Annotated in this window: 10 protein-coding genes; 6 read left to right on the top strand and 4 right to left on the bottom strand. The window is 45.6% G+C overall.

Annotated elements, in window-relative coordinates; genetic code table 11:
* Positions 1-14: 14 nt before the first annotated feature.
* The 3 genes from BLV62_RS29000 to BLV62_RS17400 form a co-directional block, all read right to left on the bottom strand.
* A complete protein-coding gene (locus BLV62_RS29000; protein ID WP_370875302.1) occupies positions 15-164 on the bottom strand; it encodes an AtpZ/AtpI family protein in 150 nt (49 codons plus the stop codon).
* A 43-nt stretch (positions 165-207) separates the two neighbouring features.
* Complete coding sequence (locus BLV62_RS17405) at positions 208-630, bottom strand: bactofilin family protein (RefSeq protein ID WP_211117834.1); 423 nt, start codon at positions 628-630, stop codon at positions 208-210.
* Positions 631-781: 151 nt separating this feature from the next.
* Complete coding sequence (locus tag BLV62_RS17400) at positions 782-1,114, bottom strand: hypothetical protein (protein ID WP_258522434.1); 333 nt, start codon at positions 1,112-1,114, stop codon at positions 782-784.
* A 515-nt stretch (positions 1,115-1,629) separates the two neighbouring features.
* Between BLV62_RS17400 and porW the strand changes: the two genes are divergently transcribed.
* Both porW and BLV62_RS17390 read left to right on the top strand, forming a co-directional pair.
* Positions 1,630-4,521, top strand: a complete 2,892-nt coding sequence (gene porW, locus BLV62_RS17395; RefSeq protein ID WP_139170240.1) for a type IX secretion system periplasmic lipoprotein PorW/SprE — start codon at positions 1,630-1,632, stop codon at positions 4,519-4,521.
* A 202-nt stretch (positions 4,522-4,723) separates the two neighbouring features.
* Positions 4,724-7,117 carry a penicillin-binding protein 1A gene (locus tag BLV62_RS17390; RefSeq protein WP_089763234.1) on the top strand — a complete coding sequence of 798 codons (2,394 nt, stop codon included), beginning with the start codon at positions 4,724-4,726 and terminating at the stop codon, positions 7,115-7,117.
* Positions 7,118-7,284: 167 nt separating this feature from the next.
* Here BLV62_RS17390 and sucC read toward each other — a convergent pair whose 3' ends face one another.
* Positions 7,285-8,496 carry an ADP-forming succinate--CoA ligase subunit beta gene (sucC, locus tag BLV62_RS17385; protein ID WP_089763233.1) on the bottom strand — a complete coding sequence of 404 codons (1,212 nt, stop codon included), beginning with the start codon at positions 8,494-8,496 and terminating at the stop codon, positions 7,285-7,287.
* A gap of 127 nt (positions 8,497-8,623) precedes the next feature.
* Between sucC and BLV62_RS17380 the strand changes: the two genes are divergently transcribed.
* The 4 genes from BLV62_RS17380 (at position 8,624) to BLV62_RS17365 (ending at position 12,497) form a co-directional block, all read left to right on the top strand.
* A complete protein-coding gene (locus tag BLV62_RS17380; RefSeq protein ID WP_089763232.1) occupies positions 8,624-9,445 on the top strand; it encodes a purine-nucleoside phosphorylase in 822 nt (273 codons plus the stop codon).
* A 19-nt stretch (positions 9,446-9,464) separates the two neighbouring features.
* On the top strand, positions 9,465-11,444 hold the full coding sequence (locus tag BLV62_RS17375; protein ID WP_089763231.1) for a putative porin: 1,980 nt from the start codon (positions 9,465-9,467) through the stop codon (positions 11,442-11,444).
* 37 nt (positions 11,445-11,481) lie between these two features.
* Positions 11,482-11,871, top strand: coding sequence for an HYC_CC_PP family protein (locus tag BLV62_RS17370; RefSeq protein WP_089763230.1), 390 nt, complete (start codon positions 11,482-11,484; stop codon positions 11,869-11,871).
* Between the two features lie 77 nt (positions 11,872-11,948).
* Complete coding sequence (locus BLV62_RS17365) at positions 11,949-12,497, top strand: heavy-metal-associated domain-containing protein (RefSeq protein ID WP_089763229.1); 549 nt, start codon at positions 11,949-11,951, stop codon at positions 12,495-12,497.
* Positions 12,498-12,510: the final 13 nt, after the last annotated feature.

Here is a 12,510-nt window from a genome sequence, read left to right as displayed (position 1 = left end):
TAATAAAAAATCTGTCAGTCATGCTTTCTGGTGTCTTTGATAATTTGCCACAAAATTATGGCTAAAGCAATTAAAGAAAAAATAAGCAAAAATACGGGAAACCGCCAGCCTATACGCTGGTCGAGCTTATATCCGGCAAAGACACCCAGGCCGAGCGTAGCCATCATCTGGAAGGCTAACCCGGCGTAACGATATATCAGTTTTAGATTATTCTGCTTCCTGGAGGACGGTTTTTCCATGTTTCTGGTGATCAGCTGGCGCCTGTTCATCCATGTAGCAACGGCCATTAAATTTGGCTGTAGGCTCCATTTCGAAATGAGCTGTATAAACATCGCCTTTTACCAATGCGTTGCCCTTCAGGAACAACAGATCTTCTACTTTAATGATACCTGTTACCTTGCCCAGTATATCTGCACTCTGGCATACCAGGTCGCCGCTGATTTCGCCTTCCGGCCCAACTACGATCTTGGCTTTGGTAGATACAAGGCCGGTAACCTGGCCATCAATACGAATATCGCCTTCGCATACGATGTCGCCCTGGATAGTAGTTCCAGTACCGATAATGTTGATTGTTGATGACGGCAGCATCGCCTTGTTGTCACCTTTCGATTTCTGACTGTTATTGAACATAGGGAATTAGGTTTTCCAAGTTTAGTTGTTACAATTTAATAAATATACAAAAAAAATAACATTTAACAAAAATAGGATTGGTCCGCTACCCGCTCGTGATTGTAGGACTAAAATATTCAAATAATAAAAAGAATAGTTTCTGTTACAAAAATCAATAGGTGCTGTTGTCTACCGCCGGAACCTTTAGTCTTGTCGTGTCTAACTTGCCCGTAAATTCACCATTGATAACCTGCTTGATATTATTCAGGTATTGATCGCGCAGCATCACCGCATGTTCCAGCGAATCGGCCCGCATTTTCAGATGAATAAATTCCTTGCGTTGCTTCAGATCACCATATCCCGGTATATAATAGCGTAATGGCGTAAATACTACGGTAGCTACAGTGATAGCAACCAATAATACAAATAGGGTACTGAATGCAATATAAACACTCATCCGGGAAAGCTTGAAAGATGTGACTTCTTCATAGGTATCTTCATTCATAATTACCAGACGGTATTTATGACTTAACTTTTCCAAACTTCTTCTGTTGTTTTTATTCACCTTCCGGGCCATGTGTAAATACTGCTTAAGGAATTTAAGGCGTTAAAGTTAATCATTATTGTAAAATTGGGAAGTTTGTTTTGACGATTCCTGAAAGTTAACATCTTTATAATCTGAAAACCAGTGTATTAAAATTTTATCTATGTTCCCGCTTTTCTCTAATTGCTTTGAAATCAACCATCGCAATCAACTATTTTATCCTATCTTTAAAATATTTTTCCAAACTGAGAGTTATATAATATAGCCTATACACCCTGGCATCCATGAATCGCATCAAATTGCTACATAAAAGTCTGGTACTCGTTGTTTTGTCATTTTGCCTGGGGCTTATTTCAGCAACTGCGCAGCAAAGACCTCAAAACCAGAACAGATCAACTCCTGTAAGGGGGCAAGCAGACACCTCCCGGCAGCAGCACACGGGGATGAAACCCCTGTTTAAACCCAGAGAACCCAGAGTGCAAGACAGGAGACCTCCCTCAGAAGTAATGCTGGAAAAAAAGAAATGGAACTGGAAAAGGATGTTCTTCCAGAACATGGCCACCCGCTTCAATTATTACTTCCATGCTAAAACAAAACTGGACAGGGTTGTGAAATCTGCCAACCGCGACGGGCAGGACGATTACACCGCTTTGCTTCCCTTCTACCCATATAGCCTCCAGAACAGCGACATCAGCAAAGGAGAGCTGGATTCAGTAATAGAAAAAAGCAACATGGGCATCCAGCTGCACGATCCCCGCGGCAAATGGATAGACGATTGCTTCCTGCTCCTCGGACGCGCTTATTTCTACGAAAACGACCTGGATAACGCCTATAAAACCTTCAGGTATATCAACATCGCTTTCGCCCCTAAAAATAAATCAGAATACAAAACAGTTGTAGGAGCACACGAGAACGACCAGATCTCTATCGCCTCCAAAGAGAAAAGGAACGGCTTATTCGGCTCCCTCAAACATAAAAAAGCCAGGAACGATGCCTTCTTATGGCAGGCACGTACCCTGCTGGCCATGCAGAACTACGATGAAGTACAGTCGCTGCTCAATGTACTCAACTCTGACCCTAACTTCCCTCATCGCCTCGATGGCGACCTGGCCGAGGTAAGGGCATACAGCAACTATATCCAGAAACGCTACCCGGAAACTATCGAACCCCTGAAACTGGCCATAGCAAAGAGCCGCAACAAGGTGTCGAAAGCCCGTATGGCGTTTATACTCGGACAACTATACGCTATGCAGCAGCAACCGGATTCGGCAATGGATGAGTTCAGGCATGTGATTGCCCTGAAACCCGACCCGATGATGGACTTCCAGGCAAGGATACAGATAGCCATCATCAATGCGCAAACAACCGGCGACCCCGACAGGAGCCTGGCAGGACTCAAACGCATGCTGCACAAACAAAAGTTCGAAAGGTTCAGGGATGGTATTTATTATACCATGGGCGCCCTGGTTGCAAAGAAAGATCCTGACGCCGCAGCCAATTACATGAAACAATCGCTCAAACAACCGAGCGATAACCTGATGCAGCGGGCGCTTACCTATAAAGGCCTGGCCGATCTCTATTACGATCATCGCAACTATGTGGATGCGAAAAAATACTACGACAGCACTGCCGGAGTAATGACCCAGGACTTTAAAGATGCAGCCATCGTTACTACCCGTAAAGACGCACTTTCAGAAGTTGTTGCCAAGCTGGATATCATAAAGAAACAGGACAGCTTAATGCGGATCGCCGCTATGGACCCCTCCGAAAGGAATATCTACCTTTCCAAGCTCCTGGCCGGCATGAAAAAAGAATCCAACACCAAAAAGCTGAAAGAGGCCCTGGATGCTACGTCAGCAACAGATGGACTGGCCAATATTACCAATAACAACGGCGCCTATTCGCCCAAGGAAGAAAAAGGCGACTGGTATTTTTATAATGCCGCCAGCAAATCAGCCGGCTATGCGGAGTTTAAACGTAAATGGGGCAACCGGGCGGCCGGAGATAACTGGAGGCGCAGCCAGAATGGCGTGGTAAATCCAAATTCCAATCAGCCTCTTATACCTGAAGACCAGGAAGCGCTGGCAAACACTAACGCATCCGGCTCTCCCGACAGCTTAACGGTAGACCAGTTGACGGCCGGGCTGCCATTAACACCGGCGCAAATGGAAACCGCCTCCGCTTCTGTAAAAGAAGCCTGGTTCGACCTGGGCAAGCTCTATCACGACAAACTGGACGACAGCCCCCTGGCCATTGAAACCTACGACTCGCTGCTGATCCTCTATCCTGAGCATCCCCGCAAGCCTGAAGTGATCTATTCCCTGTACGTTTGGCATAACAAGGCCAATCATGCCAGGGAAGCCGACAGGTACAAGACCATGGTGCTGAACCAGTACGGGAACACCAACTTCGCAGACATTATCAGGTCCGGAGGCCTGAAAGACATAGACGGGCAAAAGAAGAAAGAGATCACCAAAGCATATAACGAAGCTTACCTCGCCTTCAAGAGCGGCAATTTTGAAACGGCAAAAGCCCTGAAACAACAGGCCGACAGTACTTTTGGAGTTAATTTCCTGCAATCAAAATTCGATCTGCTGGAAGCTATGTTAGCCATCAGGATGGACACCGCCCAGGCTGGCGATACCCTGCAACTGGCGCGCAAAGCAGTGCAGCAGGTACTTACCAAATACGCCGCCGACGAGGAAGTGCATGCCCAGGCCCTCCTGCTGATGGAAGCGTTAGACAGGAAGGCGGAACTGACCAATTACCTCGCGAACCTGGAAATAAAGAAAACCGCCGATGGCAACCCGGTGATCGATGAAAATGTTTCCATGCGTTATCCATGGCAAAACCCGCAGCCGGTGCTGGCCGACAAGGTAAATACGGCTAAGGTGCCTGCGGATTCGGCCAGGATCATTGCTAAAATGACTTCGCCGCTGCCGGCGCCTCCAAGTCCGGTGCAACCTGCAAAACCGGTTACGCCCTATAAGCTGACGGCAGATAATCCTTATTTCGTGGTGCTGTCATTCCAGCGTGTGTCGAAAGAACTGATGGATGAAGGACTGAGCCAGTTTACCCGTTATAACGCAACCAAGCATGCGGGTGAAAAGATTGAAGTGGGAAGTTTCGTATTAACGCCGAACGAAGTAATGCTGATCTTCAGGCTGTTCCCCAACGAAGATAAAGCGCTGGCCTATTTCGACGAAATACGCGACGAGGCCGCAGTCACTATCATCCCGCGGATACAACGTAACGACTATAACTTTTTCGTTATTTCACGGGATAACTTTATCCTGCTGAACAGCACCAAAGACCTGAACGGGTACCGGAAGTTCTTTGCAGATAATTATGAAACCACTAATAACTAAACAGTTCATAACAAAATCCTAAATTTCAGCAAATCTGCAAATCCCCTGGATTTTAAATATCTTTGTCGGTCAAACTGTTATAAACAGGCGTGTTTATTGCAGTAAGAACTTTATTGAAAAAAAATATTATATAGCCAACAGATAATATAAATTGCCATTCTTTTAGGTTGAAGGGCAACTGTTAAACAAACTATTATAGCGCATGAAAAAATCGGTGAAAATACTGTGGTTGGTGGCTTTTGGATTTCTTGGTTTTATTATCCTCCTTGTATTGCTGATCAATTTCCGGATCATTGGCGGCATGCCGTCGCTGGATGAACTGGAAAATCCACGCGCCTCCCTGGCCTCTGAAGTAATAGCAGAAGATGGTACCATCCTCGGAAAATACTACCAGGTAGACCGTTCGAGCAGCGATTACAACGAGATCTCCAAAAATGTGATCAATGCGCTGATCGCTACAGAGGAAAGCCGTTTTTACGATAACTCAGGCATCGATCCTAAAGGTACCCTGGCTATTCCTTTCTATTTGCTGATCGGTAAGAAAAGAGGTTCCAGTACCATTACCCAGCAGCTGGCGCTGAACCTGCAGGCGGATAATGGTAAACAACGTTCCTCCAATCCCCTGTACCGCGGTTTCCAGAAGATCCAGGAATGGATCATGGCGATCAAACTGGAAAGGAATTTCACCAAGCAGGAAATACTCACCCTGTACCTGAATACCGTGGCATTCGGAGATAATGTGTATGGTATTGAGAACGGGGCCCGTACGTTTTTTAGTAAAGATGCAGGTCATTTATCCATAGAAGAAGCAGCGGTATTGGTAGGGATGCTGAAAGGGAACACTATTTACAACCCTCGCCGCAACCCGCAGAATGCCCTGATCCGCCGGAATACGGTGATAGACAATATGCTGAAAGAGAAGTTTATCACGCCTGCCGAAGCTGCATCCGCTAAAAGTAAACCTATAGTACTTCACTATAACAAAATAGACCATAACAAAGGATTGGCGCCTTACTTCAGGGAAGTGTTGCGCGATGAGCTGAAAGGCTGGTGTAAAACGCATAAAAAATCCGATGGTTCTGAATATAACCTGTACAGGGATGGCCTGAAGATCTATACGACCATTAACCCAAGAATGCAGTTGTATGCAGAAGAAGCAGTAGCCAAGCACCTGGCTGTATTGCAAAAATCACTTTTTGCCCAGAATGATATTAAAACAGGCAACGTTTGGAAAAAATGGCCAAAGTTCCTGGATCAATACATGAAAGAGTCGGATAGGTACAAAGCAATGAAAGAAGACGAAGCTTCCGATTCTGCCATTGCCAAAGCATTCAACACGCCAACCAGGATGAAGGTGTTCGGCTGGAAGAGCGCTACAGAACCTGATCTGAATGAAATTGATACAGTAATGACCCCGCTGGATTCCATCAAATATATGCGCGCCATTTTACAGGCGGGCTTTATGGCAATGGACCCTGAAAGCGGGGAGGTGAAAGCCTGGGTAGGCGGACCGGATTTCCGTTACTTCAAAAACGACCACGTAGCTAAAACCCGCCGCCAGGTTGGTTCTACCTTCAAACCGTTCCTGTATTGCTTTGCTATTATGAACGGTATGTCGCCAAATACAGTATTGCCGAACGAACCTATTAATATTAATGGCTGGCAGCCTAAGAACTCCGAAGGCAGTACCGGCGGATCTATTACCATGGCCGGCGCACTGGCAAAGTCGCTTAACCTGGTTGCCGCTTACCTGATCAAACAGATAGGCGCCAAGGCATTTGCAGACTTTGCGAAGAATAAAGTTGGCTTTAGCAGCGATATCCCCGCTTACCCGGCTATTGCGCTGGGAGCCGTAGAGATCTCGCTCTACGAGTTGATGCAGGGCTATACGATGTTCCCGGGTCGCGGTATCAACACCAAACCTATTTACATCACCAGGATCGAAGACCGTAACGGCAATATCCTGGAAACCTTTGCTCCTGTTAAACGTGAAGTGATCAGCGAAAAAGAAGCATATACCATGGTGAAGATGATGGAAGGGGTAGTGGCGCCCGGAGGTACCGGAGCCCGTGTCCGTTCCCGTTATAACATCCAGGGCGAAATAGCTGGTAAAACCGGTACCACTAACGATAACACCGATGGCTGGTTTATGGGCTATACCCCTAAATTGCTGGCAGGCGCCTGGGTTGGATGCGAAAACAACTTTATCCATTTCAGTACCACAGCAGTTGGTCAGGGTGCTAACACCGGCCTGCCTATCTGGGCGCTGTTTATGCAGAAAGTATATGCAGATCCCACCCTGAAGATCGGTTCCAACGATCATTTCCCTGTTCCTCCTAACATGGCGGAAGATGATATCTATATGAACTATGATTCCAATGTACAGCCGGGAGCGGAATCAGAGAACGTAGGAAACGGATCGGCGGATGATTATGGATCAGGAGCTGCCGACGATTTTGCACAGCCGGGATATGACCAGCCGGAACCGACTAAACCTGCCAAACCAAAGGAGAATAAGGAAAATAATAAAGAGAAGGAAGAGCAGAAACCGGCGCCAAAGGCGACAATGCCGGCGCAACCGAAGAAAGATCATTAATACATTTAACAGGCAGTTGTTTATTCACGGGAAGGATCCTGGTTTGAATCACTTAACAAATATCATATTAAAGAGGAAGCACTGGTTGCTTCCTCTTTTTATGCGGGTATAAAAAAAGTCCCCGGCCTCAGGCCGGGGACTCACAGAATATTTAATGTTTTTATAAACTAGGCTACTGCTTTGTTTACCAGTGCAGCTGCTTCGCTCAGCAGGATAGCTGATTGCACCTGCAGGCCGCTTTCTTCTATCAGCGCTTTCGCTTCTGCAGCGTTGGTACCTTGCAGGCGAACGATGATCGGAACATTGATGTTGCCGATTGATTTGTAAGCATCGATCACCCCTTGTGCAACCCTGTCGCAACGTACGATACCGCCAAAGATGTTGATCAGGATCGCTTTAACTTTTGGATCTTTCAGGATGATGCGGAAGCCGGCTTCCACAGTCTGCGCGTTGGCAGTACCTCCTACGTCCAGGAAGTTGGCAGGTTCGCCGCCGCTTAATTTGATCATGTCCATTGTAGCCATGGCCAGACCAGCGCCGTTCACCATACAACCTACGTTACCGTCCAGCTTCACGAAGTTGAGGTTGTATTTGCTGGCTTCTACTTCTGTAGGATCTTCTTCAGAGATATCGCGCAGCGCTTCCAGGTCCGGATGCCGCATTAAAGCGTTATCGTCCAGGTTTACTTTAGCATCTACTGCAATGATCTTATCGTCGCTGGTTTTGAACAGCGGGTTGATTTCCAGCATGCTGCAATCCAGGCCTACATATGCGTTATACAGGTTGGTCACGAATTTTACCATGTTTTTGAATGACTCACCGCTTAAACCCAGGTTGAAAGCTATATTACGAGCCTGGAACGGTTGCAGGGTCATATTTGGTTTTACCCACTCTTTGAAGATCTTTTCAGGAGTACTGTGCGCTACTTCTTCGATATCCATACCACCTTCAGTAGAGTACATGATAACGTTTTCAGCTTTTGCACGGTCTAAAAGAATAGACAGGTAAAATTCTTTTACAGGGCTGGCGCCAGGATAGTAAACATCTTGTGCTACCAGCACTTTGTTTACCAGCTTACCGGCTTCCCCTGTCTGGATGGTAACAAGGGTACCGCCCAGGATATTTCCAGCAATGGTTTTAATTTCTTCTGCATTTTTTCCTACTGCCACACCTCTTTGCTCTGTACCACGGATTTTACCTTTTCCGCGCCCACCGGCATGGATTTGAGCCTTTACAACGGCAAACTCATTACCAAATTGTACTTTCAGCTGCTTGTATGCTTCCGCAGCTGCTTCAGGAGTATCCACCGGAATACCTTCCTGTACCGGTACATTATATTTTTTCAACAGTTCTTTAGCCTGGTACTCGTGTAAGTTCATCGGAATAAAATTTGCCGCTAAAATAGGTCATTATGTTTTAAATATAAAACTGCATTCATTTGTGAATTAAAAAATACCTTTGCACGGGCTATTTTTGTTCCGTTATAATTAATATAGTATAAAACCGATGAGTGAATTAACAGCTAAGATTGAAGCAGCCAGGGACTATATCAACCAGTTTTGGAAGGAGAAACCTGTAGCAGGGATCATTTTAGGCAGCGGACTTGGAAACCTGGCTGAAGAAATAGAAGATTCGATCTCCATTCCATATAGTGATATACCACATTTCCCTGAATCTACCGTAGAAGGCCATTCAGGCAAATTGATCCTGGGATTTATGGAAGACAGGCCCGTAGTGGCAATGGCTGGAAGGTTTCACTATTATGAAGGATTCACCATGCAACAGGTGACCTTCCCCGTGAGGGTAATGAAAGCGCTGGGAATTGAAACTTTATTGATTTCCAATGCGGCAGGAGGAATGAACCCCGATTTTGAAGTGGGCGACCTGATGATCATCCGGGACCATATCAACCTGCAGCCCGAACACCCCCTGAGAGGAAAAAATGACGATAAACTCGGTCCAAGGTTCCCTGATATGAGCGAACCATATAACAAAGATTTAATACTGACTGCTTTCAATATCGCTGCAGCTAATAACATAGATGTACACAGCGGCGTGTACGTTGGCGTTCAGGGACCAACCTTCGAAACAAGGGCCGAATACCGCTATATGCACATTATCGGGGGCGATGCCGTTGGTATGAGCACCGTTCCGGAAGTAATTGTAGCTGTACATTCAGGTCTGAAGGTATTTGCCATGAGCGTAATTACCGATATAGGGATCCGCGAGGAAGAAAACGTAATTACCCACGAAGAGGTACTGGCAGCAGCTAAAGATGCAGAACCAAAGCTTACATTTATCTTTAGTGAATTAATCCGGCAATTATAAACGCTTTTGTTACTTTCGGATGAAGCAATTTTTCATTTTTACAGCGCTGCTGTTCTGTTGTGGGATTCATGTAAAAGCCCAGTTTAATTCAGGCCGTTTTACAAATATGGGCGGAGGCGCTGTTAACAGTGGTAACAGCAGGATGCAGCGTGATACCTCTAAACACGAACACGAGCCGGATACGCTGACCATCAGCTATAAGTATATGGGCGAACCCACCACTTATAGGATGGACTCATCGATCAACGATTTCCAGACCAATTTCCTGAGAGTGCCTGCCAGCTACACAACCCTCGGAAATACAGGATCTGCCGCCTATAACACGATATTTACTCCTGTCCTGAAACCAGGATTCGATCCGGGGTACCACGCCTACGACGTGTATATGAACAAGCATAAAGATGCGAAGTTCTATTTCACTACCCGTCCTTATACCGAACTGCAATACCTGGTTGGCAGCAAGCAGGAACAGGTTATTGGCGTATCTCATACCCAGAACAGGACAGAGCGTTTCAACTTTGCTTTCGATTACCGGAAGATCAATGCACCGGGATATTATCGTTCACAGAATACCAGTCATGATTTTTACAGGTTAACCGCCCGTTACCAGACCAAAAACAAAAGAGCCAATACTTACCTGAGCTTTTACAACAACAAGATCAACGGCGGCGAGAATGGCGGTATCCGAAGCGATACTTTCCTGCATAACAACAGCTTCAAACAGCGTAAAACCATCCCTACCAACATAGGTAATGGCGCTTCCACCACTTTTTCTTTCTTTAACAGTACCATCCCTACGAAATCCACCTACAAGGAAACCGGTTTCCTTATCCAGCAGCAATACGACTGGGGGCATGGTGATACCATTCACGTTAACGATACAACCGACTATTATAAATACGATCCTGTATTTCGCGTGCAATATACCTTCAACATCGAAAGCGGGAATTATGGATTTATAGACAGCGGGGCGGATACGGCATTTTATGTTAATCACTACGACTTTATACCAGGCGATACTGTAAGAGCCCAACACAAGTTCAGGACATTATCCAACGACCTGTCGCTTATCCAGTTTCCTGTGCGAGGCAACCTGGGCCACTTCATTAACCTGGGAGCCCGTTTCGAAAGCACTGCCGGCACTTTCCTGGATGCGGACATCAATTTCAGCAACCTGGCACTGCATGGCGAATACCGGAATAAGACCCGGAACCAGAAATGGGATTTTTCCGCCAAAGGCGAGTTTTATGCCGTAGGGCAGAACATTGGCGACTATATGCTCTCCGGTATGCTCAAAAGGCATATCAACGATCTGCTGGGAGACGTGACCATATCGGCGCTCAATGTGAACAGGGAGCCGAGCTACGTTTTCAAGTACTTCAACAGCAACCGGGATGCCTGGTATAACACCAGCCTGGGCAAGGAGAACACTACTTTACTGACCTTTGCTACGAATAATGATAAGTTAAAATATAATTTAACCGTCAATTATTACCTGTTCAATAACTACACTTATTTTACAGATTACTACCATAGCGCCCAGTTTAATGGTTTATTTAACCTGTTGCAGGTAATTTTCAGCAAGAAGTTCAGTATTAATTACTTCAGCTGGTACCTGGATCTTGCGTTCCAGCAACGCCACGGTGATGGACCTGTGAGTGTACCCGCTTTCTGGACCCGCAACCGCTTCGCCTTTGAGAAGAAACTGTACACCAACCTGAACTTATCCACAGGTATAGAATTACGGTACAATACAGGGTTCTATGCATATGATTACTCTCCGCTCCTGGGGCAGTTTATTTACCAGCAGAACCAGAAGATCACCAACAACATACCTGATATCGCTGCTTTCGTGAATTTCAGGGTGAAATCTTTCACTGCATATATAAGGGGAGAAAATCTTAACACTTTATTAGCTACCAACAATTATGCAGGCCCGATGTACCCTTTGAACAACTTTGCGTTCAGGGTGGGACTGCGATGGTGGTTCGTGAATTAAGAACGAAACACTTTTTTTGTTATTTTTGTAAATCAACATGAAACGATTTTTCGCCATATTACTTGCAACATTGTATATCACGCTTACGGGCGGGATAGCAGTGAACGTGCATTATTGTATGGGAAAACTGGCAGGTGTTGATTTAAAAGGAACGCCGGCCGACGTTTGCAATAAATGCAAGAAGCCGGCGAAAGGCATGGATTGTTGTAAAGATGAGGTGAAGTTCTGCAAGTTGACGGAATCTCACCAGGCTGCCAAAGCTACTCAACAAAACTTTGCCCCCTTAATTGATCTTCAGCTTCCGGTGAAGATCCTGCTAACTCCTTCCTTCAGGATGCTGGCATCATGCTTTGATCATGCCCATCATGATCCGCCTGATAATAACGCAGCTCCCTTATTTGTTCGTAACTGTACTTTCCTGATTTGATACCAGGCAACATTTAGTTGTTATGGGCATTGCCATGCCCGTATGAATTCATTTATTCACTTATCAAATCAATCATCATGAAATTCTTCTCTTTAATATTACTCGCATTAGGTATTACATTCGCTGCACAGGCACAACAGTTTAAAAAAGCCAGCTTGCATGCTTCAGGGCTTACCTGCGCCATGTGCTCCAAAGCAACTTACGAATCATTGGCTTCCCTGCCATTTGTTGATAAAATAGATACAGACCTGGATAACACTACTTTCATCCTGATCTTCAAACCTAATGTTCCGGTGAACATCGATGCGATCAAGAACAAGGTGGAAGATGCAGGTTTTTCTGTAGCCAAACTGGTTATGACAGCGAACTTCGACGGAGTAGCTGTAAAGAATGATACGCATATCAACTATGGCGGCAGCACTTTGCATTTTATGAATGTAAAGGACCAGACATTGAACGGAGATCAGCAGCTGACAGTGATCGACAAAGATTTTGTTTCCAGCAAACAGTTTAAAAAATTCAGTTCAGCAACTACTATGGCCTGCTATCAGACAGGGAAAATGGAAAACTGTTGCCATAAAACCGATGGCGCAACAGCTCAGCGGATCTATCACGTTACCATTTAATACCTGTTACTGA

The organism is Chitinophaga terrae (ex Kim and Jung 2007) (assembly GCF_900107795.1).
GTDB lineage: Bacteria > Bacteroidota > Bacteroidia > Chitinophagales > Chitinophagaceae > Chitinophaga > Chitinophaga terrae.
This window is presented reverse-complemented; position numbering and strand designations above follow the sequence as displayed.